The organism is Oleiharenicola lentus (genome assembly GCF_051660365.1).
GTDB classification, from domain to species: domain Bacteria; phylum Verrucomicrobiota; class Verrucomicrobiia; order Opitutales; family Opitutaceae; genus Lacunisphaera; species Lacunisphaera lenta_A.
Genome location: NZ_JBOZXB010000002.1, coordinates 477,424 through 501,557 on the forward strand (window position 1 = coordinate 477,424; position 24,134 = coordinate 501,557).

Sequence of the window (24,134 nt, forward strand, 5' to 3'; positions counted from 1 at the left end):
TTTTAGGACGCGAGGGCGTAGGTTGCATGCGTCGGAAACGCGGCGGGTTGCTCGTCACAGCACGGCAAATTCTGGATCACGGCGGCGCGTCCAGGCTCATTGCGCGCAAAAGCGTTCCACGCGGAGCATTGTTCCAATTCCGTCCATTCGGCGCGGGTGACGATGCCCTTGAGCCGCTTCCAAGTATGGCGGCCGCGATTGGCGCTCGTGTCTTCGTTGAGCATGTTGCTCACGTGAGAGCGCCCAATGTCGTTGAGCGCGCACAGGCGCGACATGCTGCCAACGCGCAACGTCACCTTGCGCAGAAATTTCGCTACATGCGGGTCTTTGATACCCATTAGGATTTCCTCCGGTAGAGTTTCACCCGTGACGGCGTGATGTAGGTTCCCGCGGCCGTGGATTCGTGCCATTGCCCCGCGGCGCTGAAATACGCGTCCCCACGGCGGATCAATTCCCCGAGGCGTAGAAAACGAAACCCCGCCCCAGCGTTGGACGGATAAGCGCGTTGCTCATGTATGCGGCTCGGAATCATGCGGCGGCGCGCTCCTGAATGAGTCCGAGGTTTTCGAGATCGACTTTCCGGATGCGGAAAATGCCGGCGACGCGCTGATTGCGAAGCTTCGCCTTGTCGTCACGGCCGGCCGTGCAAAGCCGGCGGATCGTCGCGTGAGAAATGCGCAGGAACGCCGCGGCCTCGTAAATCCCGAGAATGCCAGGCCAACGAGCCGCAGCCGGCCAATGCTGCCAAAGTTGGTCCTGCCACTCGCGCGATACCTTTACGGAATTTTTCGCGCTCAACAGTTCGTCAAGCGAGGGAAGGGTATCGGTAGTGCTCACGTGAACTGCTCCTCCGCGGCTTCAAAAAATTCCTCGCCGTTCTCAGCATCCAGAAGGGCAACCATGTTCTCACGGCGACGGCTCGAGCGCTCTCGGCTGGCTTTGCGTAACAGATCGCCGGAATCATCCGGCGATAGCACGCAGCCGAGGACGGCAGCGAGGACGAGGCAGAGCGTGACCCGCTCGAGGACTGTGAGAAGGCGTGTGTGAGCGCGGGTGATCGCGGCAAGAAGTTCGTCCCGTGTGGCGTGTTCGCCGGTAAACAAATCCAACCGCGCCGCGTTCAGCTCAGTCGAGAGCTCTGCTCGGTGTTCGGCAATTTGCTGACGTGTAACACCTGACCAGAGTTTGAGGCCGACCTGCCCCGCCAACTGTAGGCGCGAATCCAGCACGTCGAGTGCACCCTGTGCTTTTTCTAAGGCCCGTTTCATCGTGCGGCCTCCGGCACGGCCTGAACCGATGCGGCAAGTTCGGTGAGTTTTGCCGATACCGTTTCGCACCCCAAAACTTGTGCGAGCTCGAAGGCCTTAGCGGCTACCTCGCCGGCGCCATCACTCTGGATCAGGCCTTCACGGTTGAGACGCTGGATCACGGCGTCTTTGCAATAAGTCCCCTCGCGGAACTTCGTATCGGATCTCTTGAGGTTCTCCAAAGCAACGAGAGCATCGCCACTCAGCCAGAGTGGGATGGTGCGGCCTTTCGGCTTCTCGGTAACGGTGCTTTCAGCGGTGCTTCCCATAGGAATATAGGAACCTATTGGAACCTATATGATTTTGTGCAAGCGGAAACTATAGGTTTCTATATGTTTTCCGTCATGGCAGACGGAAGACCCTTTCAAACATGGCTTTCAGGAGCGGTTCTGGAGTCGGCTGCGGAGCGCGCGAAAGCGTTCGGCAGTGAGTCAAAATATGTTCGCGCTCTCATTGAGAACGACATTGCGGGCAAGACCGCGTTGCCCTCTCGGGACTCACTGATTGCCGAGCTGGCTCGAGCTTACCAGCCCGCGCTGGCTGAAATCATTGTGAACGAAATTGCCGCCATTGAGGCTGAGACCGGAGTAAAGATCGACGGAGGGGTTGTTATGGCGCGCTATCTCGACGCGTTTGCAAAAGCGCTGAGGGATGAGAAGTTTCATCCTGAACAAAGTTACGCCCTAATAAATGAAGCCGCGCTCGACACGTTCCAACGGGTCTCCGAAGCGCGCATGCAAGAGATCGCGACGCGTGTTGCGGAGCTAATAAAAAAAACCGCCCCTAAGCCGCCCTCGAAGTCTCCGGCGGGTTTGCCGCCACCGGAGACCGTCTATGGAACGAGGTCGAAAAGAAAGCGCGCTTAAACGCTTTCAGGTTCAACCACTCCATGCACCAAGTAGGCAATGTCCTCTGCCATCACGAGAACGAGCTCGCGCAGCAAAGTTTCATCGGCCGTCCTGGCTAGATGCCGGTAATGCGCTATGTCACCGCGTTTGATGAACGGTAACACGATCGCCTCCGGTTCGTCATCGGGTGCTGACATGACAGCCTCCTTTTTGATCAGGAGACCACTAAGCAGCGAGGGCTACCGTTTGCTCGAAGACGCGCAAGCGATCACCTTCCTGCATTTTCAGCACTTCCAGTTTTTCCACCGGACCGACGATTTTCAATCGAAGCGTTGCATAAGCATTGCGACGACGAACGATGCCAACCGTATCAAGAAACACGTGCGGGGCATTGACGCTGCGTGTTCGTTTCTGGGACTTACTTTTCACTGTAGTTTTCCTTTGTTGGGAAAACCGTCCGTATTCTCGCCGGTGCGCCGGCGACGGGCTCGAGGACTTTCACCTCGATCACTCGCGCGTAAGGCGGGGGACGTTTCCCACTCCCGTTTGCGAGCTCACGGCCAAAGTATTTTTCGCGCGTCATCTGACCAGAAAAGGTTATTCACAATTTATAACCCTCCAAATTCTCAACTGGTTGCCGCTGATTTTTCTTCCCGATGAAAAAAATAATGTGCTTTAGCGCCGCGCTCGTCCTCGCCGGCTGTTCGTCGTCAAACAAGTTGGCCCCCCTAAATAGCGAGACGATCACCACGACTGACCGCGAGGCAATGAACGCCCGCAAATCGGAGGACGCAAAATCTCGCGCGGCCGAGATCGCAATGCGCACCGTTCGCAGTGGTAATCTTGAGATCTATTGGGAGAGAGATACCACCCGCACCCACAGCCCAGGCATTCGCGGCACGATCACCAACCACGGCAACGCGCCAGTGCGCTACCAACAGATCCGCCTCGACTACCTGGACGACACCGGCCGCGTCATCGACACCGCATTTACGATCGCCGTCGATCACCTCGAACTCCGCGCCGGAGAGTCCCGCAAATGGTCCATGCCCTGGACCGGCCAACTCTTTCAAATTTCAACAATCCCTATTTCAAAATGAGCACACATACACCCGAAAGCGTTTTTGTTACTGATGGATTTCCTCGCCTGACATACGTCCCGATTGAGCAAGGCCGACAGGAGGCAGAGCTTCGCGATGGTCTAGACCAACAAAATAAAGTGATTTCAATTTCGGGGCCTTCAAAGTCCGGAAAAACCACATTGTGTGATCGAATGTTCGGTTCCGAGCATGGTTTCGATCAGATCTACGTGACAGGTGACACCGTAACTAGTGTGCATGAACTTTGGAGAGAGGCTTACCGTCAAGTGACCGACGATACCGATAAACCCTTTGACGAAATAAGCGTTACTCAGAGACTCTCACGGATACGGGATAGCGGAATTCCTCTCATCATCGACGACTTTCACTACATACCCCACTCAGCACGCGCAGAAGTGTCGATGTCCATCAAGAATGCTGCAGCGACTGGACTACGAATCATTTGCCTGACCGTTCCTCATAGAAATGATGACGCGATCCGAAGTAACCCCGATTTATCCGGGCGCTATTTCTGCGTCGATTTCAGGTTTTGGGAACCTTCTGATTTACTTCGCATTGCCGAAACTGGATTTCCATTAGTTGGATTTCCTAACGATCCGCACTTTAACATGCACCTAGCTGAGGAGGCTTTAAGGTCGCCTCAAATCATGCAAACGCTCTGTCTCGAAGCCTGCAGAATGCATGGCAAAGATGTTGCTTTAGAAAACGTTGTTCCTTCACACGATTACATCCCAGAGATTAAAGCGCGAACGCTCCGCTCATATAACTACAAGACCTCCCTCGAGAAGCTCCGCAGTGGTCCTCCTGGACACGGCAAAGAGCGCAAATTTTTCCGGACTCTAGAGGGCGAGGAGATTGATCTCTACGGTTGCATTGTCCGTGCGCTAAAACAGGATCCACCTTACCAAAAAATCCACCTCGATGACATTCGTGACAGGATAAGGACATTTCTCGTTGAGGAGGCCGACAGCGAACCCAATACGCGCAATGGTCTAAAGCAATACGCGAAACTCTTCAAAGACACAAAACCGGTTCTAGATTGGGATGATGAAAAGCGTATCCTGACGGTTCTAGATCCACATTTTTTCTTTTACCTCCGAAACGAGAATTTGAGCAAGTAGAAGCGTTGATTGGCAACAAACTGGCAACGAGCGCTATTTCGGAGACATGATTCCATTCTATAACCTCGCAATTAGTTGGAGGGTTCGATTCCCTCCGCCCGCACCAGTTTTCATCTCAAATCCCCATGAAAAACATCCGCCTGATTGTTTCGTTGATTGCTGCCGGCGTGCTCAGTGTCGCAGTCGTGCGTGCGCATGACGACGCCAAGAAAGAAACCGCCAAGCCTGCCGAAAAATCCTGCTGCGCGGAAAAGAAAGCAGGCAAAGCCGGCAAGGAGGGTTGTTGCGCCGAAGGTGGTGGTAAATCCTGTTGCGAGGGCGAAAAGATTGAAAAGAAAGCCGAGCCGAAGAAGTTACGAAACGAAATTGCCCAGAACAAAGCCGCGCCAATTAAGAGCGCGGCTTTTTTGTGAACCGAAAGAACACGAAATTTATCGCGCTCTAATCAAATGACAGAAGCCGGAGCCGATTTAACGCTCTGCCACCGTGCGCGGACGCGCTTGGCGATCTCGTCTGGAGCGAGGCCGTAAGCGGCGCGGAGAATTTCCACGCTGCTACCGTGCTCGACGAATTTATCCGGCCAGCCGATGCGCTCGACCGGCGTAGAGTAATTTGCCTCCTGCAAGGCTTCGATGACGGCACTGCCGAAACCACCGGCGAGCACGTGGTCTTCCATCGTGACGATGAGCGACGTGTCCGCAGCTTGTTTCAGAAGTAGCGCCGTATCGAGTGGCTTCACGAAGCGTGCGTTCACGATACCGACCGAGAGATTTTCTTCGCGCCGAAGTTTGTCCGCGAGTTGCTGCGCATCCTGCACCATTGCGCCGAGCGCCCAGATGATAATGTCCGTGCCTTCGCGAATCACTTCGGCTTTGCCGACGGGCAGCGCAACAGGCTGCGCTTTGATCGGAACTCCGGTGCCAGCGCCGCGCGGGTAGCGGATGAAGCCCGGGCCTTTCAACTGAAGCGACGTGTGCATCATGTCGACGAGTTCGTCTTCGTCTTTCGGTTGCATCACGACGGCGTTGGGCACGCAGCGCAGGTAGGAAATATCGAAGAGGCCGTGGTGCGTCGGGCCGTCATTGGCCGAGAGGCCGGCGCGATCCATACAGAAAGTCACCGGCAGATTCTGCAGCGCGACGTCGTGGATGACCTGGTCGTAAGCGCGTTGGAGGAACGTCGAGTAAATCGCGCAGACCGGACGGAAGCCTTTTGTCGCGAGACCTGCGGCGAAAAGCACGGCGTGCTCTTCCGCGATGCCGACATCGAAAAACTGTCCCGGGACTTCTTTCGCAAGATGCGACAGTCCCGTGCCGGCGGGCATGGCACCCGTGATACCGAGAATATTTTTATCTGCCTTTGCGAAACGGGCGAGCGTCTGCCCGAAGACGTCTTGATAGTTCGGCGGTGTGCCGGGCGCGGTTTTCGCGTTTTCGCCGGTCTCGGGATCGAAGGGGCTCGCCCCGTGAAATTTTTCCGGGTGATTGACGGCGGCTTCGAGGCCTTTGCCTTTTTTCGTGAGCACGTGGATGATCACGGGCACGTCGCAGTGTTTCGCGAACTCGAGGTTTTTCGCGAGCGCGTCGTGGTCGTGGCCATTCACGGGACCGAGGTAACGCAGGCCGAATTTCTCGAAGAGCGACGACTCGACGAAGAAGTCCTTCGTCTCGCGTTTCCACTTGGTGTAAACGCGGTTCATCTCCACGCCGGCGGGGAAGCTCTTGAACCAGGCTTCCACGTTGTGGTGCATCTTATTGTAGGTCGGATGCGTGCTGATGCGGTTCAGGTAACTCGAAATTGCGCCGACGTTTTTCGCGATCGACCACTCGTTGTCGTTGAGGATGACGATGAGGCGTTTCGTGGAGGAAACGACGTTGTTGAGCGCTTCGAGCGTGATGCCGCAGGTAAACGCCGCATCGCCGCACACCGCGACGACGTGTTCACTGCTGCCGCGGAGATCGCGCGCGGTCGCCATGCCGAGCGCCGCGGAGAGAGCCGTGCCCGCGTGGCCGGCGCCGAAACTGTCGTGCTGACTTTCGGCGCGATAAAGGAAGCCGGAAGTGCCGCCGGTTTTGCGGAGGCCGCGGAAAAATTCGCCCTGGCGACCGGTGAGCAATTTGTGCACGTAACCTTGGTGCGCGACGTCGAAGACGAATTGATCTTCGGGAGTGCTGAACGCGCGGTGGAGCGCGATGGTGAGTTCGACGACGCCGAGATTAGGGCCGATGTGGCCGCCATTTTTGGCGGTGACGGCGATGAGTTCGTCGCGGATTTCCTGCGCGAGTTGCGGCAGCTGGGCGGCGTCGAGCGCTTTGACGTCGGCGGGGCCGGCGATGCGTGAAAGGAGGGTGGCGGGCTGAGTGGTGCTCATCGGATGCGTGGCGAACCGGCGGGATTATTCCGCGCGGCTGGATTCAAACGGCTCAAAGGCGGCGGTGCCGTCCTTTTGCTTTTTTAGCTTTTCGATTTTGAGCTCGGCGTCTTTGAGACGCGTTTCACAGACCTTGAGTAACTTACTGCCTTCCTCGTATTTAGCCAACAGGTCGGCCAGCGGCACTTCGCCTTGTTCCATCGAGTCAACGATGGTTTCCAGCTGGGCGAGAGCTGCTTCGAAACTGAGTTTGGCGGTCTTGTCTGAATCCACGGGGTGGAAGATGCGGCGCGGGGAGGGGATTTCAATCAAACTTTGGAGAAGGTGGCGGGCATAGGTTTTAAGGTTGGCGCGCCGACAAAATCCTCTGGAGTAGCCGCATGCATTGGCTGCCCCTGACGGTGATCGCTCTCATCATTTTGCGCCTCGTGGCGCAGTTGACCTTGGAGGCTTTGAATCGGGGCGAAGTGCGCCGGAACGCGGCGCAGCGTCCGGCGGCGCTCGTCGATGTCATGGACGAGGCTACCTATGCGAAATCGGTTGAATACACGTTGGCGAAGAGTCGTTTCGCGGCCTTCGAAACGGTGTTCGAGGTCGGCGTGCTGCTCGTGCTTCTGTTCAGCGGCGTGCTGCCGTGGTTGTGGGAAAAATTCAATGCGCTGTCGCCGGGTGCCGCGTGGAGCGGGGCGCTATTTTTGGTGGCGACGATGATCCTGATGGGCTTGCCCGGGCTGCCGCTCGCGTGGTGGGCGCAGTTTCGTTTGGAAGAGCGCTTTGGTTTCAACAAGAGCACGCTCGGCCTGTGGGTGACCGACCAGATCAAGTCCACGCTCCTCGGACTCGCGATTGGCTTTCCGATTGCGTGGGGCTTGCTCGCGCTGGTGGGTTGGGTGGGGACGTATTGGTGGGTGTGGGGCTTCGTGCTGCTGTTCGGATTTCAGATGCTGATGCTCGTGCTTTATCCGAAGTTGATCATGCCGCTGTTCAATAAACTCACGCCGCTGCCCGAAGGTGAGATGAAGAATCGCTTAATCGCGTTGTCGGATCGCACGGGCTTCAAAGCGCAGACGATCGAAGTGATGGATGGCAGTAAACGCTCCGCGCACTCGAATGCATTTTTTACGGGCTTCGGCCGTTTCCGCCGCATCGTGCTGTTCGACACGCTCATGAATCAGCTCGCTCAGGACGAACTCGAGGCTGTGCTCGCACACGAGATCGGCCACTACAAGCGCGGCCACATTCCAAAACGCCTCGTGACAGTCGCGCTGATGCAGTTGGTAGCTTTCGCGGTGATTGCGTGGCTCGCCAACGCGCCGTGGTTCAACGCGGCGTTCGGCCTGCCGCCCGCGATGCTTGCGCCGACGTTTTTGTTGTTCGGCCTGCTGGGCGGGCTGGTGACGTTCTGGTTCGCGCCGCTCGGCAACCGCACATCGCGCAAACACGAATACGAAGCCGACGCGTTTGCGAAGAACGCCATGGGTTCATCCGTCCCGATGATTGGCGCGTTGCGGAAACTCTCGCAGAAAAATCTCTCGAATCTCACGCCGCATCCCCTCTACAGCGCGGTATATTATTCTCATCCCACGTTGGTCGAACGCGAGCGCGCGTTGGTGAGCTAAAATTATCCAATGCGATTTCACTGCATGAAAGCTTTCACGATTTTCCTTTCGCTGTGCATCGCCACGCTCGCGCAGGCGCTGACGGTTGCGACTTACAACGTCGAAAACTACCTCATCGCCGACCGCATGGCCGATGGCGTCTATCGCAAGGCCTACCCGAAGCCACAGACCGAAAAAACTGCCCTGACCCAAGTGATCTCCGCGATTGCGCCCGACGTGCTCGCGGTGGAAGAAATGGGCACGCAGCCTTTTCTCGATGAATTTCAGCGCGAGTTGAAGCAAGCGGGGCAAAATTTCCCCCACACCGCGCTCGTGCAAGCCGCCGACGCTGACCGCCATGTCGCGCTTCTCTCCAAGATTCCGTTCAAGGAAGTGAAGAGACACGCGGAGGTCGGGCTGACGTATTTCGGGCAAAAAGACGTGGTGAAACGCGGCGTGCTCGAAGCGATCTTCGCTACGAATGAGGGCGATGTTTCGGTGTTCGTCATTCACCTGAAGAGCAAACGCACCGAACGCGACGACGATCCCGAGTCGACCTTGCATCGCCAGGAAGAAGCCCGCGCGGTGCGCGATTTGGTATTCTCGCGTTTCCCTGATCCGACGAAAGCAAAGTTCATTGTCACCGGGGATTGGAACGACACGCGCAGCAGCAAGCCAGTGCAGGCGTTGCTGAAGCGTGGCGAAACCAAGCTGGGTGAATTGCTTCGCTCGAGCGATTCGCATGGCGAGGCGTGGACGCACTATTTCCGCCGTGAAGACGTTTATAGCCGGATCGATTACATTCTCGTGTCGCCGGCGCTCTTTCCATTCGTCGAAGGCAAAGAAGCCAAAATCTACGATGGCGAATCGAGCACGGTTGGCAGCGACCACCGCGCGGTTTACGCCAAATTTAATTTGGCCCCGGCGAAATAAAGCGGCTTCAGCTAGCGGAGGCCGGCGAGCTCTTGGGCAGATGCTTCGCGAAGATTTTCAGGCGAAGATAGTTTTCTTCGGTGAGCCGTTTATCGAGGAGTTGGCGAAATTCGCCTAATGTCAGAATCGTGCGCTCGGCAGTCTTGCCGCCCTTGTCGTTCAAGAGATCGACTACCTTCTGGGCGCTACAGCACAGCTTGGCTTGGTAAGCGGCGAAGTCGGCTTTAACCTGCTTCTGGAGTTTATGGATCTCTTCTTTGGGCGTAGGCATGTGGCCACTGGTTGTCTGCTCAATCGCAGAAATGTCAACGGACGTGCGTGGCTTTTGCGCGCGCCGCGCCAGTCGGTAGGACGAGTCTTCTCGACGATCGGGCGGCTCTATCCGAAACATTCGCCCTACCAAATCAACGCACACTCAGGCGGCTTTGAGTGCGAGTTGCTGGGTCAATGTCTTCGCGAAAATTTGCAGGCGGATGACGTCAGCGATCACGATGTGTTTGCTGATGAGCTGACGCAGCTGGCCCAAGTGAAGAATCGTGCGCTCCGGGCTTTTCTTGCTCTCGGTGTTCAGTTTTTGAAGCGCTTTCTCCGCACTGCAGCACTCCCGAGCCTGATAGGCAGCGAAGTCGATCCCGACTTGTTTTTGGAAAGCACGAACGTTCGGAGTGGTCATTGTGCCGCTGGTTGTCTGCTCAATCGAGCCGATGTCAATGGGCGTGAATGAAAAAGCCGCGCTCAGGTGAACGCGGCTGCGAGACGGAATTTTCTTCGGAGCGAATTACGCGAACTTGCCATCCCTGTAAACGACTCGCCCCGCAACGATTGTGGACTTCACGCGTCCCGTCAGCGTTTGGCCTGACCACGGAGAGTTTAGCGATTTGCTGAAACCTTTTTTCGCGTCGTAGAGCCATTTTTCCTCGGGATCAAAGATGCACACGTCGGCCGTGGCGCCTTCGGCGAGCGTGCCGGCGGGGAGCTTCAACACCTCGGCGGCGCGCCGCGTCATGAGGTCGATGACGTAGCTGAGTTTGAATTTGTTCCGCTTCACGAGGACGTCGAGACACACGGCGAGCGCGGTTTCCAGGCCGGTGATGCCGTTGGGCGCGTAGTCGAACTCGCGGTCTTTTTCGTCGGGCGCGTGCGGCGCGTGGTCGGTGCCGATACAGGCGAGCGTGCCGTCTTTGAGGCCCGCGATGATCGCCTTGCGATCCGCCTCGGTGCGCAGCGGCGGATTCATTTTGAAATTCGTGTCGTAGGTGCCGAGCGATTCTTCGGTCAACGCAATGTGGTGCGGCGTGGCTTCACCGGTGACGTTGATACCGTCTTTGATGGCGCGGCGAATCAGTTCAACCGACATCGCCGAACTGATGTGCTGCATGTGGATGTGCGCGCCGGAGTAGTGCGAGAGGATGATGTTCCGCGCGACGATGATGTCTTCCGCGGCGTGCGGCCAGCCTTTGAGGCCGAGACGCGTGGAGACGGTGCCTTCGTTCATCACGGCGCCTTTAGTGAGCGACTCGTCCTGACAGTGATCGAGCACGGAGAGGTCGAACATCTTCGCGTATTCGACGGCGCTGCGCATGAGCTGGTTGTTCTCCACGCAGAGGCCGTCGTCCGTGATAGCGACGACACCGGCTTTTTTGAGCGAGCCGTGCGGCGCGAGCGCCTGGCCTTTCATTCCGACGGTGATGCAACCGGTCGGGTAAACGTGCACGAGTGCGTTGCGTGCGGCGGCGTTGATCAGTTGAATCGTGCCGGCGTTGTCAGCGACGGGTGAGGTGTTGGGCATGCACACGACAGTGGTGAATCCACCCGCTGCCGCCGCTTGAGAACCGGTGAGAATCGTCTCCTTGTGCGTCTGGCCGGGTTCACGGAAATGCACGTGGATATCGACGAGGCCGGGCGCAACGACGAGGCCTTTGGCGTCGATTTTTTTTGCAGACTTTTTCTGTTTTGCAGAAAGGGAGCTGACGAATTTGCCGTCAGCGATAAAGACATCGCCGACTGCATCCCGTTTCGAGGCGGGGTCGATCACTCGGCCGTTTTGAATCCAGAGAGAGCTCATGATTTATTTGACCACGGATGATACGGATAAACACGGATGATGAAACTCGCTACCGTGGTCTTGTCCGTCTGCATCCGTGTAATCCGTGGTTAAAAAGAATTTCGATTTAGAAAAATTACTCGACCGGCGCGAGGACGTGTTCGGGTTGGCCGCCGGCGCAGAGGTAGAGCGCGGCCATGCGGACGGCGATGCCGTTGGTGACTTGTTGCAAGATCACACTGCGCGGCGAGTCGGCGAGGTCGCTGTCGATCTCGACGCCACGATTGATCGGGCCGGGATGCATGATAATCGCGTCGGGCTTGATCCATTCGGCACGCGTTTTGTTGAGGCCAAACATGCCGGTGTATTCGCCAACGGAAGGAAAGTGACCGGATGCCTGGCGCTCGTGTTGAATGCGGAGCAGCATCACGACATCGGCGTCTTCGAGCGCACTACGCAGGTTGTGGGAAACTTTCACCCCGAGCGCTTCGAACCAGCGCGGGACGAGGGTGGACGGACCGACGATGGTGACGTTCGCACCGAGTTTTGTGAGCGCGTGGATGTTCGAGCGCGCAACGCGACTGAAAAGAATATCGCCGAGGATGACGATTTTGCGGCCTTTGAGGTCGCCAAGTTTTTCGCGCATCGTGAACACGTCGAGCAAGGCCTGCGTCGGATGTTCGTGCGCGCCGTCGCCGGCGTTGATGACGGGAATGCCGAGCACGCGACTCAAATAAAGGGGCGAGCCGCTCGCGGAGTGGCGCAGCACGATCATGTCGGCGTTGAGCGCCTGGATGTTTTGTGCGGTGTCGCGCAGGGTTTCGCCTTTCGTCGTGCTCGAAGCGGCGGCGTCGAACGAGATCGTGTCCGCGCTGAGAAGCTTGGCGGCCATCTCGAACGAGATGCGCGTGCGCGTGCTCGGTTCAAGGAAGAGGTTGACGATAGTCTTGCCGCGAAGCGCGGGGACTTTTTTGACTTTGCGATCGAGGATGCGGCGGAACGCGCCGGCGGTCGCGAGCAGTTGCTCGATCTCAGCGCGGCTGAGTTCCTCGATGGTGAGAAGGTGTTTACGATGCCAGGGCACGGGATTATTTGGATTTGGCGGTGGCAGGGTGCACGACGACCGAATCGGTCGCAGGCGTTTTTTCGTCGAGATACACAGAAACTTTTTCGCCGTCGCGGGCTTCGACCGTCAGGCCGCAATAATCGGCCGCGATGGGCAACTTGCGTCCGCCGCGATCAACGAGCACGGCAAGTTCCACGCGATCGGGGCGGCCGTGGTCGAAGAGTTCGTCGAGGGCGGCTTTTACGGTGCGACCGGAGTAGAGCACGTCATCGATGAGGATCACGGTCGTGCCGTTGACGTCGTGCGGGATGATCGTGGGCGAAAATTCCTTTGGAATCGGGTTCGCTCCGATGTCGTCGCGGTGAAATGAGATATCGATCGTGCCGACACCGGGTTTGAGGCCGGATTGCTGGAGCGCTTTAACCAGACGATTGGTAAGAATGACGCCGCCGTTGGCGATGCCGAGCAAGAGCAAGTGCTTGGTTTTCGCGTGATTGATCGCAATGGCGGCAGCGATTCGCGCGATGGCTTCGGCGATGGAGGAGGCGTCGTGCTTCGGAGGTGTGGCCACGAGCCGGAGTTTTTGGGGACGGGCGGGAAGGGCGTCCAGCGCAAAGGCGTTTATGCCGAAAACAGGAAGGGCCGCCCCTCGCGAGGCGGCCCGGAGCTTTCTGAGTGGTTCGCGACCCGCAGGGGCGAGTCGCGAACTTCCGGATTGCTTGGATTGTCCGTCAACCAACCAGATTTAACGGACGCGCTGACTTTACCTGCGACGCGGGAAAAACGGAATACGCGTATTTACGTAGAACCGCAGAATTACCCGGCGAGCGGCAGCCAGCGTTCGAGGCAGGCGCGGAGGTCGGCGGTGCGCATCGGCTTTGAAAGGAAATCATCCATGCCGGCGGCGTGGCAGGCGGCGCGATCTTCAGGGCGGGCGTTGGCGGTGAGCGCGACGATCGGCAAAGGCCGCCCTGCGAGGTAGGCGCGAGCGCGGCGAGTCGTTTCAAAGCCGTCGATGCCGGGCAACTGGCAATCCATGAATACCAAATCCCATGGGCTCTCTTGAATCGCTTGCAACGCGGTGGGGCCATCGCCGACGACGCGGCATTGCAGACCCATTCGCTCCAGCATCATGAGCACCACGCGTTGGTTCACCATATCGTCTTCGACGACAAGAATGCGACCGGTCATCGTGCTGCGCGCGGCATTCGCGACCGGGAACGGTGCGGCGGTCGCTTCTTTGGCGACGATGGGGAAACTGATCGTGAAGCGAAACAACGAGCCGCGACCGAGCGTGCTTTGCACCGCGATGGCACCGCCCATGCGTTCAACAAGTTTTTGCGAAATGGCCAAGCCGAGGCCAGATCCACCGAAGCGCCGGCTCATGGAGCTGTCAGCTTGCATGAACGGTTGGAAAAGATTTGCGCGGGTCTCTTCCGTCATGCCGATGCCGGTGTCGCGCACATCGACCGTCAGGTGCAGCATGCCGTAATCGTCGCGCCGTCCGTCGAGTTTCAGGGACACCTCGCCTTGCTCGGAAAACTTAATGGCGTTGCCGACGAGGTTCATCATCACCTGGCGCAATCGCGTGGGGTCGCCGATGACCTTGAGTTGGGCCGATTCATTGGCGGCGAGAGTAAGCGTAAGTGATTTGGCTTCAGCGCGGGAACGCAGCAGCTGGACAACTTCGTCGGCGAGTTGATCGGCGTGAAAGGGAATGGTTTCGAATTCGATGCGGCCGGTTTCGATCTTCGAGAAATCCAAAATGTCATTCAGGATGCGCAGCAAGGAATCGGCGGAGCTGGCGGCGGTCTCCACTTGTTCTCGCTGCGCAGGAGTAAGCGAAGTGCTTTTCAGGAGATCGAGCATGCCCATGACGCCGTTCATGGGTGTGCGAATTTCGTGGCTCATCGTCGCGAGAAATTCGCCTTTGGCCTGATTTGCGTTTTCGGCGCGTTCCTTGGCGGAGCGGAGTTCGGATTCGATGTGTTTACGGCGCGAAATTTCCTCCGTGAGCCCTTGGTTGAGTGTCACGGTGTCGGTTTGCTTTTGCTGGAGCTCCGCGACGAGTTGCTCGTGTTGAAAACTCAGCCGCAGCGCGTTGCTCACATGGCGATGATAACTGCGCGACATCGTGAACAAGAAAAAGAGATAGGCCGTGGCGAGCGTGCCGGTGATTACCTGGACGAGTTCTCCACCGAGGAAGAAACGCGCGATCAACGGCATCAGCGCGACAATTTGAAATACCCAGCTAGCCACCACGACGGGAGCGAGCGAGTGCGTGGCCCCGGCCGTCATGCCCGCGAGCACGAGAATTAAAACGGAGCGTTCGGTTTCGTTGAGCTGCGGCAGAAAACTCCAGCCGGCATAGGCCCAGCCGAGCGCCGTGAATACCACGCCGATGATGAACCAAATCTCGCCGCGTCGGGCTTGTTCGTAAGATACCGGCGCTTTCCGGTAAGTTAAACAGTGCCCATAGCGTCCCGCCGCTGCGACCAGCACGAACGCGAGCCAGATCCACGCTTCATGGCCTGAGTGCGAATACGCCACTGTCCACGCCAGCCCGGTGGAAACGAGTGCGGTCGCGACCAAGCCGGACGGCAAGGCATCGTAGGCCATGCGCACCAACTCCGCCCGCACGCGCGGTGCGATGTCGGTTGGAGTCAGTTCTGGGGGCGGCTGCACGAGGTAAATGATGCCCGATGTCGGCGGATCGGAAAGCATTATCATGAATCGCCAAATGACAAAGTCCTACAGTTGCGCTCCGTCGTGGCGCCTCGTTCCGGTTAACTTTAGATCTGAACTCGCCATAAACTGGTTTCGTGATGCATGGTTCGGTGCCATGAGCATGCATGCGGCGAGCGATGTGAATTTGGAAAAAACAGCCATTCCGTTGTGGCCGGAAGGCGTGCCGGAGGTGGTGGCTGCGCCGACCGCCGAATATTTTAGCGATCCGCAAGTCGGGCATTTGGCAAATGTCCATGCGCCAGCATTGCTGCATTTTCCGCCCGCAGAATCGAATGGTCGGGCGGTGATCGTATGTCCTGGCGGTGGCTATCACATCCTTTCCATCACCAAGGAGGGTCGCGCCGTCGCGGAGTGGCTTAACGGGCTTGGATTTCACGTGTTCGTGCTGAAATACCGGCTCAAAGAATACCGGCACCCTGCGCAATTGCGCGATGTCACGCGCGCGGTCCGACTGGTGCGATCGCGTGCGCTGGAGTGGGGCGTGAACCCAAAGGAAATTGGCATCATTGGTTTTTCTGCGGGCGGACATCTCGCGTCGATGGCGGCGACGTTGTTTGACTCACCGCTCACGCAGACCGGCAATGTCCTCGACAAAACCAGCGCGCGACCGGACTGGGCGGCGTTAATTTATCCGGTGATTACGATGGAGAGCCCATTTGCACATGTAGGATCGCGCACCGCCTTGCTGGGTGAGGAAACATCGTCAGCGATGCGCAACGCGATCAGCACGGACGCCCAAGTGAGCGCCGCGACGCCGCCGATTTTCCTGCTGCACGCGACGGATGACAAAACGGTGCCGATCGAAAACGCTCACCTGTTTCTCGCGGCCGCAAAAAACGTGAGCGTGCCGGCAGAATTTCACCTCATGGAGACAGGTGGCCATGGCTTCGGGCTCGGCGGGCTGCCCAGTCAAGCCACGCGCTGGACGGCAGTAATGGAAACGTGGCTCAGAAAAATGGGACGCCTGTGACGCAGAACCGGGCGAAAACTCAACTGCCTCAACGTGAAGCGCTTTCTAAATGGTGGACCTTACTGGACTCGAACCAGTGACCTTTTCGATGTCAACGAAACGCTCTAACCAACTGAGCTAAAGGTCCCCAAGAGGGTCAGGAGTGAACAATTTGGCGGAGGCGGTGCAAGGGAAATTTCCCAAAAGTTACTTGGCGGGAAAAACAGGGATTTTCGCGTGCATTTGAAAAGCCGACGTCTAAACACCTGCAACATGCTGCAGTCGCTCCGCATCCGTAACCTCGCGCTCCTCGACGAAGTCGAATTGGACTTCGAAACCGGATTTACCGCCGTCACGGGCGAGACCGGCGCCGGTAAAAGCATCTTGCTCGGCGCGCTGTCGCTGCTCGCCGGCGCGCGGGCGGACAAGACGATCATCCGCCAAGGCGCGGCGGCCACCGAAGTGGAAGCGGCGTTGTTTTTCTCGGACAGCCGCAAGCTCGACCAGAAACTGGAAGCGCTCGATCTGCCGCCGTGTGACGATGGCGTGCTCATCCTGAAGCGCAGCCTGCCACGCGACAAAGCCCCAAAGATTTCCGTCAATGGCAGCATGGCGACCCTCAGCGCATTGCAGGAACTCGGAGAATATTGGATCGATTTCCATGGGCCGGGCGAGCCACGTCGCTTGTTGAAGGAAGGGTGCCAACGCGAACTGCTCGACCTGTTCGCGAAAAACGAAGCGGTGCTGGAAAAATATCAAACGCAGTATCGACACTGGCGCGGCTTGGTGGACGAACGCGAGCGCTTGCTCGGCGCGGATAAACTTTCCGCCGACCAAATCGATTTCCTTAAAGTGCAGCTGGGGAAAATCGATGCGCTGGAACTCACCGACGAAGCCATCGCAACCCTCGAACGTGATTTTCAGCGCCAGAATAGCGCGCAAGAGCTCATCCAGTTGTCGCAGGGCTTAAGCAACGGCCTCAGTGGTGAGGAAGGGCTGCTCGGTCGTTTGTCGGCGCTGCTGCGCGACGCGCGGCACTTGGAATCGCTCGACGCGGCCAGCAAGCCGCTGGCGGATCGGCTGCAATCGACCGCGGTGGAACTCGGCGATCTCGATGCAGAATTTGCTTCGTTGGCGTCATCGCTGAATTTCGATCCGGAAGAAGCGGAAGCGTTGCAGGACAAGATGAATTCGTGGCTCGAACTGAAGCGTAAGCACGGTTCAAAAGTAGAAGTCGTGCTCGCCGCGCGCGACGAGATGCGTCGCAAACTCGAAACACAGAGCGACGTCGAAGGTTCCCTCGCGAAGCTGGAAAAACAAATTACGGAAGCGCTCAAATCCGCAAAGAAAGCCGCGGCCGATCTCCGCCTGACGCGAGACAAAGCCGCCGTGCAACTCGCGAAGGCGACGTCGAAGGTGATTGTTCAACTTGGTTTTAAGAAAGCCGATTTTCGCGTGCAGCTGACGCCGTTGGCTGAGCTGGGTCTTTACGGCGATTGCGGCGTGGAGTTTCTGTTTTCTCCCAACGTCGGTGAACCGCCCTTGCCGCTTAATCGCATCGCGTCGAGCGGCGAACTTGCCCGCGTCATGCTCGCGCTCAAGACCGTGCTCGCGGAAATCGACGACGTGCCGCTGCTTGTGTTCGACGAAGTCGACGCCAACGTCGGCGGTGAAATTGGCCGCATCGTCGGCGAAAAAATGGCCGACATCGCCGACCGCCACCAAGTGCTGTGCGTGACGCATTTGCCGCAAGTTGCCGCGCAGGCTTCGAATCACTTGGTCGTCACGAAAGACCAAAGCGGCGATCGTGCGGCCGTGTCGATCGAGCCCATTCACGCGAATCGCAAGACCCGCGTCAGCGAACTCGCTCGCATGCTCGGCGACCGCAACGCCAAGAGTGCTCTCGCGCACGCGGACGAGTTGTTGGGCAAATAATCCGCGTCGACACAGCAGGGGCTGAACTTGTCCGGTTCAGCGGGATAAACATTGTCGCGAGCCTGGCGGTTATGGTTGGTTAACGCTATGCCGATATCGCCTGAAATCTTTGCCGAGCGCATGCGCACCATGCGGCCCTCGACGATCCGTGAAATCCTGAAAGTGACCGCTCAACCGGAGATCATTTCTTTCGCGGGCGGTTTGCCGGCTCCCGAGTTGTTTCCTGTGGCTGAAGTCAGCGCGGCGGCGGCGAGTGTCCTGGCGAAAAATGGTCCGGAGTCGTTGCAATACGGACCGAGCGAAGGCTACGCTCTGTTGCGGGAGTGGATCGCGGACGAAGTGCGCAGTCGCGGCGTGAAGAACGTAAAACCGACCGATGTGCTCGTCACCAATGGCTCGCAGCAGGTGCTCGATCTCGTCGGAAAAATTTTCCTGAACCCCGGCGACGTGGTGCTTACGGAGAACCCGACTTACCTCGCGGCGATTCAGGCGTTCCAGACTTTGCAGGCGAAGTTCGTGCCGGTGCCGACGGACGAGTTCGGGCTCGTGCCCGAGGCGATTCCGGAGCTCATCAAACTCCACCAGCCAAAATTTCTCTACACGATCCCGACGTTTCAAAATCCCACCGGCATCACGTTGATCAAGGAGCGCCGGGCGAAGCTTGCGCAGATTGCGGCGCAGCACAACTTGCTCATCATCGAGGACGATCCTTATGGGAAGTTGCGATATCGCGGCGAGGAAGTCCCGCCGATCAAACATTGGGATGAGGCGAACTGCGTGCTCTATGTGAGCACATTTTCGAAGACGATCGCTCCGGGCCTGCGTCTGGGGTGGGTCGTGGCTCCCGAAGCGATTTTTTCGCAACTGCTGATCGTGAAGCAGGCATCGGATTTGCACACGTCGAGTTTTGATCAACGCGTCGCTTACGCCTACCTCACGCAAAATGATCAGACTGCTCATCTTAATAAAATTCGTTCAGCCTACGGTGAACGATTCGATGTGATGGATGCCGCGCTCAAAGCGGAAATGCCGGCGGGTTACACGTGGACCAAACCGGAAGGCGGCATGTTTCTCTGGGTCACTGGCCCGAAGGAACTCGATGGGATGGCGCTGTTGAAACGCGCGATTGAGCAGAAGGTCGCGTTCGTGCCCGGACGCGATTTTTTCCCGAGCGACGCCGGCGCGAATTATCTGCGGCTTAATTATTCCAACTCCACGCCCGCGCGGATTCGCGAAGGCGTGAAGCGACTCGCGGCGCTTTGCCGCGGTTAACGATTCCGGCAATTGCGCGGTTGCACGATCGGGGTGACCGCGCACATTGCCGTCATGAAACTTTACCCCAAGTTGTTGGTTGCAGGGCTTGTCGCGTTCGGAATGGCCGTTTCTGCTTTCGCCGCCACGCCGTTGCGCGTGTTGTATTTCACAAAGTCGTCGGGTTTCGAGCACAGCGTGATCAAGCGCGTGGACGGACAGCCCAGTTTCTCGGAAAAAATCCTCACGAAGCTTGGTGCGGAAAAGAACATCGAGTTCACGTTCAGCAAGGACGGGAGTCTGTTTTCAAAGGAGTATTTCACGAAGTTCGACGTGGTTTTATTTTACACCAGCGGTGACCTGCTGAGTGTCGGCACCGATGGAAATCCGGCGATTACGCCCGAGGGTAAACAAGCGTTGCTCGACGCGGTCGCGGGTGGAAAAGGCTTCGCCGGCCTGCACGCCGCGAGCGATACGTTTCACACCTACGAAACGGGCGGCGGCAATCCGCCGGTGGAGAAGCGTGGCAATCGTTACATCGCCCACGGCGACGCTGCGGATGCTTACATCAAGATGCTCGGCGGAGAATTTATCCGGCACGGCGCGCAACAGGTCGCGAAGGCGCGCGTGATCGATCACAAATTTCCCGGTTTCGCTGGACTCGCGGAAACGTGGGAATGTCAGGAGGAATGGTATACGACGAAGGAGTTCGCTTCGAATTTGCACGTGTTGCTCGTGTTGGAAACCGCCGGGATGAAAGGTGAAGATTATCAGCGTCCTTCGTTCCCGATCGCGTGGGCGCGGACGCACGGCAAAGGCCGCGTGTGGTTCAACGCGATGGGCCATCGCGACGACGTGTGGGAAAGCCCGCAATTCCAAGCCACGCTCATTGGCGGATTGGAGTGGGCCGGCAAACGCGTCGATGCCGACGTGACGCCAAATCTGCCGCAAGTGACGCCGGAAGCGGCGAAGATTCAGCCGCTGCCCGCACCGCCAGTGCCGAAGAAGTGAGGATTGGCGTTTGCTAAACGCCGTTAGACTTCGATCGCGCCGTCTTTTGTGAATCGGGTCTCTGGTAGGCGATCATATTTCATAGCCTCAGAGCTCCGCCACTTGGTCAGCGGGATTTGGGCGAGGCCGATGATGGCGAGTTGAATGCCCACAAAGATGAGCAACCAGTTAAACGCTTCGTCCATGAAGCCGTAGCTGTGCAGGCCGACGCCGAGCATGTTGGTGCCAAACCAGCTCCAACTCGTGATCACGTTGCCGAAGATCGCGAGACACATCAGGCCGCGTTGTTTGACGAGGCCACCCCAACGCGCGTGGAGAATAATGGCGTTCCACAATACGATAAGAAGCGCGCCGTTTTCCTTGGGATCCCAGCCCCAGAAGCGGCCCCAGGATTGATCGGCCCAAATGCCGCCGAGGACAGTGCCAACGAGGCTGAAGAGCGTCGCGAAACACACGATGCCGTAAACCATGCGCGCGAGCGAATCCGCCGCGGGTTTATCGAGTGACTTGGTGAATGCGCCGCGGAGCACGTATATGATTGCGAGGAATCCCGCGAGGAACGTCGCCGAGTAGCCAGCGGTGACGACGATGACGTGCGTCGCGAGCCAGAAATTGGAATCGAGCACGGCGCGCATCATCTCGAGCGTGTCACCGGCGAGCGAGAGGTGATGAGCGACGAGCAACGTTGCGAAACCGATCATGCTGGCGGCGACGGAAGCGATGGCGTTCTTGTAGATTTTTTCGAGCACGAGACACAGGCCGACCGCGCCCCAACCGACGAAGAGTGCGGAGGAATAGAGATTCGTGACGGGTGGACGACCTTCGAGCCACATACGCGTGGCGATGCCCGCAGTGGCGAGAATCCAGGCGATCAGGGTCAGATAGAAAGCGGATTTGCCGAGTTCGACGGGCCATTTCAGCCAGGAGAAAATCGCGACGAAAAACGCGAGCGCGTAGAGATTCATGCTCACGTAGAAAGGCTCGGCAGCATTGAAGCGGGTCTCGAGATAGGTTTTTTTCAACTGCGGCGTAAACCGTTTTGCGAGTTGGTCACGGTAGAGGCGGACAATTTCGTTGAACTGGCCCGGTTGATTGTTGCGCCAGGAATGTCCAAGCGCGGCGTAAGCCATGACGTTGGCGTTTACCGTGCCGGTCTGAAAAGTTTCGAGCAAAGTCACCCCCACGCTGCGCCATGCGGTATCGTCAGCATCGGCGACGGGCGGAACGGCAAAAAAATAGCTCATCTTGTCCATCGCATCATAGCGGCTCGCCATCGCCATCATCGCTTTGAAGGCATCGTCATCGTGCGGTTTGCCTTGCTGGCGATTGCGGACGGATTCCACACCGCCGGGCAATGCGCGATGGAACTGGGTGAGTTCGCTCAGAAAATCGGCGGAATCCGGCGCCTGTGCGCTGTGCTTGAGGCGCTGATAGAGCATGAGGTTATCACGCAAACGCACGACCTGTTTTTGAAACGGCGTGCGCACTTGCGCGTCGACCGCGTCGGCGAGTTGCGCTTGGCGATCCAGTTCGGCGATTTTCGGCTGAAGTTGATTAAACGAAAAACGCGAGTGCGTGCTCGGCAGAAATCCGAGGACGGCGAAAAAGCGTTTCACGCTGCTCGCATAGGCGATTTTGACGTCGCTATCGGTGAGGCCGACGAGATCGATCACCTCGGGCGACTCAATGCGGAACGTTGGGAATGTGTCGGCTTTGACCGGATTGAAGAGCACGGTCGCGAGCCACTCGATTGGCGAGGAAACAAATTCCTCTTTGATGGCAGGATTGCTGACGCGTTGGCGACTTTGGATCACGAGCAGCGAAGTGCGCGCAACCGTGTCGAGTGGCTTGATGCGTCCATTGACGAGCACCGGCAGCTGCCCGAACGAAGTGAGATCGAAGTCTGATTTCGGCGCGCGCGAGCGGAGCGTGGAGCCGACGTAAAGCAGGCCAAAAATCAGGGCGAGGAAAGGGAGGAAGCGTTTCATGCGGCGGAGCGTTTGCGGATGAAGCCGATGAGGTGGATGCTGAATTGCAGCAGGAGTCCGACGCCCATCATGATGCAGGAAATGTAAGGCAACAGCCAACCAGGGTTGCGCACGACTTGCAGGACGGTGGTCTGGTCACCTTCGTAGCCGGCTTGATAAAAAGTGAGGCCGCCGTGGCGCAGCGGATTGTTCATGAAGATGAGCACTTCGCGATCATCTTTGGTTGAACTGTCCTTCAGCTTAATCTGGCTGGAAAAATTTTTCGGAATTTCCGTGCCGGCGTATTTGTCGTGGCGGAAATCGAGCAACGAAATGGAAAACGGTTTATAGAAACGCTGGAAGCGCAGCGCGATTTCGTAGGTTTTGCCTTGGTAATCGAATTTCTGCGGCAAGCCGAGTAGCGGCGATACCACGAAGATGCCAAATGAACCCTCGGTGCCGATGAACTCGACGTTAGCGGCGGGTGCGTTGCGTTCGTCTTGTTTGTAAGTGAGGCGCAGCGGCACGAGGTTGACGCGCGGGCCAAGGCCGGCGGTGGCGATGCCGGGCGGTGATTTGGTATTCTCGTCGCGCATCTGGAGCATCGCATTGGCGAAGTAGTCGTGGATGCGGATTTGAAACGGAAGTTTGTGAAACTGAATCAAGCCGCCGTCCGCGAGTCTCGCCTCGGGAATCGAGACGACTTCATTGAAGTCGGGATTCGTGGTGTCGATAATCGCGAGTTCGGTGAGGCGATAGCTTTCAGAGTAATTTTTGGTCTGGCCTTCATCGAGGCGCATCTGGCTTTCCTGTTGCATCAAGCCGGTGATGAGTTCGCCGATGAGGAGAAGGATTAAACCAGAATGCGTGAGCTGAATGCCGGCTTTTTTCCATTCGAGTTTGAAACGGTAAACGTGCGCCGCGATCAGGTTGATGAGCAGCAAGCCGCCGAGGAAATAGCCGCCGGGAAAAACCGGCACGGGAATGTCGGTGCCAGGAATTCGTTCGAGGACGAAGAACGCGTGGAAAAATTTCTGCTGCACACCCCAGACGCCGAGCTGCACCTGCGCGAGCGTCGCCCAGAAAATCAGGATGATCGAAAGCGCGAGCAGCCAGACGGTGAGTTTGAGCGAGACGAAGAAGTCGCGGAATTGTCGGGAGAGAGGCGTCATGGCTCAGCGCGGGGAGATGGTTTTTAAGAACGCCATGAAGGCCTCTTTTTCGCGGGCGACGAGGGCGTCGGGCCCGGTGACTTTGAAGAACCAGGTGTCGCTCTGGTGTGGGATGATGGCGCCGAGGACGCGCGTCGGGGTGCCGTTCATCGTGCCGAGAAAATCGACGACATCGACGTGCAGACTACCGATGTCGAGGTGCTGAACGTTCGCGTCGAGTTGGGCTTGGGCAAGGGGGGACAGCGCAATCTGGCCGCGCCAGCGATTGATGTTGGCCAGCAAGCCGCCGGTGTCGCCGGGGAATGATGTGATGGAAAGATCGGCATCGGCGCCGGCATCGCCTTTGATGGCGAAGGTGGCTTTGCGCATCGGGCGTTGCGGCATCGCGGCCCACGAGGAAGGCGCGCTCCACTTGAGCGAATCGCTGCCGGTCGGCACGGCGGTGTTCGCCATGCTCATTTGATCGCCAGACGCGGCAGGCATCATCGGAGCGGGCGCAGCGGCAGCCGAAGTGGTCGGCGGATGTCCGGCCGGAAGATCGTTGGTGTTGGGCGCGGAGGCGGACGGCATGGGTGCAGCCGCAGGATCTTTCGGCGCGCGGTAGGAAACGATTTCGCGATCCTTGCAACCGCTGGTGACGAGAAGCAGGGCAAGTGCGCAGGCGGACAGACGGGTAAACATCACCTCGTAACGTCGAGTAATCCACGGGCGAC

Annotated in this window: 28 protein-coding genes and 1 tRNA gene; 10 read left to right on the forward strand and 19 right to left on the reverse strand. The window is 57.9% G+C overall.

Features of this window, described 5'->3' with window-relative positions; translation table 11 throughout:
* Positions 1-2: 2 nt before the first annotated feature.
* From ACRRQW_RS16780 to ACRRQW_RS16800, 5 genes are read right to left on the reverse strand one after another with little or no spacing between them, the layout of a single operon-like run.
* Entirely contained in the window at positions 3-338 is a 336-nt protein-coding gene (locus tag ACRRQW_RS16780; RefSeq protein ID WP_438482753.1) for a hypothetical protein, read from the reverse strand.
* Positions 338-532, reverse strand: coding sequence for a hypothetical protein (locus tag ACRRQW_RS16785; RefSeq protein WP_438482754.1), 195 nt, complete (start codon positions 530-532; stop codon positions 338-340). The genes ACRRQW_RS16780 and ACRRQW_RS16785 overlap by 1 nt, the downstream gene beginning before the upstream one ends.
* Positions 529-837, reverse strand: coding sequence for a helix-turn-helix domain-containing protein (locus tag ACRRQW_RS16790; protein ID WP_438482755.1), 309 nt, complete (start codon positions 835-837; stop codon positions 529-531). The genes ACRRQW_RS16785 and ACRRQW_RS16790 overlap by 4 nt, the downstream gene beginning before the upstream one ends.
* Positions 834-1,268 (reverse strand): hypothetical protein, encoded by a 435-nt coding sequence (locus tag ACRRQW_RS16795; RefSeq protein WP_438482756.1) that lies wholly within the window; start codon positions 1,266-1,268, stop codon positions 834-836. The genes ACRRQW_RS16790 and ACRRQW_RS16795 overlap by 4 nt, the downstream gene beginning before the upstream one ends.
* The gene (locus ACRRQW_RS16800; RefSeq protein WP_438482757.1) at positions 1,265-1,576 is read right to left on the reverse strand and encodes a hypothetical protein; all 312 of its coding nucleotides are present in this window, start codon (positions 1,574-1,576) and stop codon (positions 1,265-1,267) included. The genes ACRRQW_RS16795 and ACRRQW_RS16800 overlap by 4 nt, the downstream gene beginning before the upstream one ends.
* 63 nt (positions 1,577-1,639) lie before the next feature.
* On the opposite strand from ACRRQW_RS16800, the gene ACRRQW_RS16805 reads away from it, so the two are divergent.
* Positions 1,640-2,173 (forward strand): hypothetical protein, encoded by a 534-nt coding sequence (locus ACRRQW_RS16805; protein WP_438482758.1) that lies wholly within the window; start codon positions 1,640-1,642, stop codon positions 2,171-2,173.
* Here ACRRQW_RS16805 and ACRRQW_RS16810 read toward each other — a convergent pair.
* Positions 2,170-2,352, reverse strand: a complete 183-nt coding sequence (locus ACRRQW_RS16810; RefSeq protein WP_438482759.1) for a hypothetical protein — start codon at positions 2,350-2,352, stop codon at positions 2,170-2,172. The genes ACRRQW_RS16805 and ACRRQW_RS16810 overlap by 4 nt on opposite strands.
* A 28-nt stretch (positions 2,353-2,380) precedes the next feature.
* Positions 2,381-2,584, reverse strand: a complete 204-nt coding sequence (locus ACRRQW_RS16815; RefSeq protein WP_438482760.1) for a hypothetical protein — start codon at positions 2,582-2,584, stop codon at positions 2,381-2,383.
* A gap of 227 nt (positions 2,585-2,811) precedes the next feature.
* Here ACRRQW_RS16815 and ACRRQW_RS16820 point away from each other — a divergent pair, with 227 nt between their 5' ends.
* From ACRRQW_RS16820 to ACRRQW_RS16830, 3 genes are all read left to right on the forward strand, one after another.
* Entirely contained in the window at positions 2,812-3,255 is a 444-nt protein-coding gene (locus tag ACRRQW_RS16820; protein WP_438482761.1) for an FxLYD domain-containing protein, read from the forward strand.
* On the forward strand, positions 3,252-4,376 hold the full coding sequence (locus ACRRQW_RS16825) for an ATP-binding protein (RefSeq protein ID WP_438482762.1): 1,125 nt from the start codon (positions 3,252-3,254) through the stop codon (positions 4,374-4,376). Before ACRRQW_RS16820 ends, ACRRQW_RS16825 begins: the two co-directional genes overlap by 4 nt.
* A 125-nt stretch (positions 4,377-4,501) precedes the next feature.
* A complete protein-coding gene (locus ACRRQW_RS16830; protein ID WP_438482763.1) occupies positions 4,502-4,789 on the forward strand; it encodes a hypothetical protein in 288 nt (95 codons plus the stop codon).
* Positions 4,790-4,821: 32 nt separating this feature from the next.
* On the opposite strand, the gene dxs is transcribed toward ACRRQW_RS16830, so the two are convergent.
* Together dxs and xseB are read right to left on the reverse strand one after the other, a co-directional pair.
* The gene (gene dxs / locus ACRRQW_RS16835; protein ID WP_438482764.1) at positions 4,822-6,747 is read right to left on the reverse strand and encodes a 1-deoxy-D-xylulose-5-phosphate synthase; all 1,926 of its coding nucleotides are present in this window, start codon (positions 6,745-6,747) and stop codon (positions 4,822-4,824) included.
* Positions 6,748-6,771: 24 nt separating this feature from the next.
* Entirely contained in the window at positions 6,772-7,059 is a 288-nt protein-coding gene (gene xseB / locus ACRRQW_RS16840; RefSeq protein WP_438482765.1) for an exodeoxyribonuclease VII small subunit, read from the reverse strand.
* A 68-nt stretch (positions 7,060-7,127) separates the two neighbouring features.
* On the opposite strand from xseB, the gene ACRRQW_RS16845 reads away from it, so the two are divergent.
* Positions 7,128-8,366: a M48 family metallopeptidase gene (locus tag ACRRQW_RS16845; protein ID WP_438482766.1), complete on the forward strand. Its 1,239-nt coding sequence runs from the start codon at positions 7,128-7,130 to the stop codon at positions 8,364-8,366.
* A gap of 24 nt (positions 8,367-8,390) precedes the next feature.
* Positions 8,391-9,278, forward strand: coding sequence for an endonuclease/exonuclease/phosphatase family protein (locus ACRRQW_RS16850; protein ID WP_438482767.1), 888 nt, complete (start codon positions 8,391-8,393; stop codon positions 9,276-9,278).
* Between the two features lie 7 nt (positions 9,279-9,285).
* Here ACRRQW_RS16850 and ACRRQW_RS16855 read toward each other — a convergent pair whose 3' ends face one another.
* From ACRRQW_RS16855 to ACRRQW_RS16880, 6 genes are all read right to left on the reverse strand, one after another.
* Complete coding sequence (locus tag ACRRQW_RS16855; protein ID WP_438482768.1) at positions 9,286-9,549, reverse strand: hypothetical protein; 264 nt, start codon at positions 9,547-9,549, stop codon at positions 9,286-9,288.
* A gap of 144 nt (positions 9,550-9,693) precedes the next feature.
* On the reverse strand, positions 9,694-9,951 hold the full coding sequence (locus ACRRQW_RS16860; protein WP_438482769.1) for a hypothetical protein: 258 nt from the start codon (positions 9,949-9,951) through the stop codon (positions 9,694-9,696).
* 105 nt (positions 9,952-10,056) lie between these two features.
* The gene (locus tag ACRRQW_RS16865; RefSeq protein ID WP_438482770.1) at positions 10,057-11,343 is read right to left on the reverse strand and encodes a dihydroorotase; all 1,287 of its coding nucleotides are present in this window, start codon (positions 11,341-11,343) and stop codon (positions 10,057-10,059) included.
* Positions 11,344-11,458: 115 nt separating this feature from the next.
* Entirely contained in the window at positions 11,459-12,406 is a 948-nt protein-coding gene (locus tag ACRRQW_RS16870; RefSeq protein ID WP_438482771.1) for an aspartate carbamoyltransferase catalytic subunit, read from the reverse strand.
* A gap of 4 nt (positions 12,407-12,410) precedes the next feature.
* On the reverse strand, positions 12,411-12,959 hold the full coding sequence (pyrR, locus tag ACRRQW_RS16875) for a bifunctional pyr operon transcriptional regulator/uracil phosphoribosyltransferase PyrR (RefSeq protein ID WP_438482772.1): 549 nt from the start codon (positions 12,957-12,959) through the stop codon (positions 12,411-12,413).
* Positions 12,960-13,204: 245 nt separating this feature from the next.
* Positions 13,205-15,112, reverse strand: a complete 1,908-nt coding sequence (locus ACRRQW_RS16880) for an ATP-binding protein (protein ID WP_438482773.1) — start codon at positions 15,110-15,112, stop codon at positions 13,205-13,207.
* 118 nt (positions 15,113-15,230) lie between these two features.
* On the opposite strand from ACRRQW_RS16880, the gene ACRRQW_RS16885 reads away from it, so the two are divergent.
* The gene (locus tag ACRRQW_RS16885; RefSeq protein ID WP_438482774.1) at positions 15,231-16,106 is read left to right on the forward strand and encodes an alpha/beta hydrolase; all 876 of its coding nucleotides are present in this window, start codon (positions 15,231-15,233) and stop codon (positions 16,104-16,106) included.
* Positions 16,107-16,156: 50 nt separating this feature from the next.
* Here ACRRQW_RS16885 and ACRRQW_RS16890 read toward each other — a convergent pair.
* A tRNA-Val gene (locus ACRRQW_RS16890) sits at positions 16,157-16,233 on the reverse strand.
* Between the two features lie 125 nt (positions 16,234-16,358).
* On the opposite strand from ACRRQW_RS16890, the gene recN reads away from it, so the two are divergent.
* The 3 genes from recN (at position 16,359) to ACRRQW_RS16905 (ending at position 20,282) form a co-directional block, all read left to right on the forward strand.
* The gene (gene recN, locus ACRRQW_RS16895) at positions 16,359-18,020 is read left to right on the forward strand and encodes a DNA repair protein RecN (protein ID WP_438482775.1); all 1,662 of its coding nucleotides are present in this window, start codon (positions 16,359-16,361) and stop codon (positions 18,018-18,020) included.
* 87 nt (positions 18,021-18,107) lie between these two features.
* Positions 18,108-19,292, forward strand: coding sequence for a PLP-dependent aminotransferase family protein (locus tag ACRRQW_RS16900; RefSeq protein WP_438482776.1), 1,185 nt, complete (start codon positions 18,108-18,110; stop codon positions 19,290-19,292).
* Positions 19,293-19,346: 54 nt separating this feature from the next.
* Positions 19,347-20,282, forward strand: a complete 936-nt coding sequence (locus tag ACRRQW_RS16905; RefSeq protein WP_438482777.1) for a ThuA domain-containing protein — start codon at positions 19,347-19,349, stop codon at positions 20,280-20,282.
* 23 nt (positions 20,283-20,305) lie between these two features.
* Here the strand turns inward: ACRRQW_RS16905 and ACRRQW_RS16910 are convergent, their stop codons facing one another.
* The 3 genes from ACRRQW_RS16910 to ACRRQW_RS16920 are packed head-to-tail and all read right to left on the reverse strand — an operon-like array spanning position 20,306 to position 24,102.
* The gene (locus ACRRQW_RS16910) at positions 20,306-22,270 is read right to left on the reverse strand and encodes a cytochrome c biogenesis protein (protein ID WP_438482778.1); all 1,965 of its coding nucleotides are present in this window, start codon (positions 22,268-22,270) and stop codon (positions 20,306-20,308) included.
* The gene (locus tag ACRRQW_RS16915; RefSeq protein ID WP_438482779.1) at positions 22,267-23,421 is read right to left on the reverse strand and encodes a cytochrome c biogenesis protein ResB; all 1,155 of its coding nucleotides are present in this window, start codon (positions 23,419-23,421) and stop codon (positions 22,267-22,269) included. Before ACRRQW_RS16915 ends, ACRRQW_RS16910 begins: the two co-directional genes overlap by 4 nt.
* 3 nt (positions 23,422-23,424) lie before the next feature.
* The gene (locus tag ACRRQW_RS16920; protein WP_438482780.1) at positions 23,425-24,102 is read right to left on the reverse strand and encodes a hypothetical protein; all 678 of its coding nucleotides are present in this window, start codon (positions 24,100-24,102) and stop codon (positions 23,425-23,427) included.
* Between the last annotated feature and the right edge of the window lie 32 nt (positions 24,103-24,134).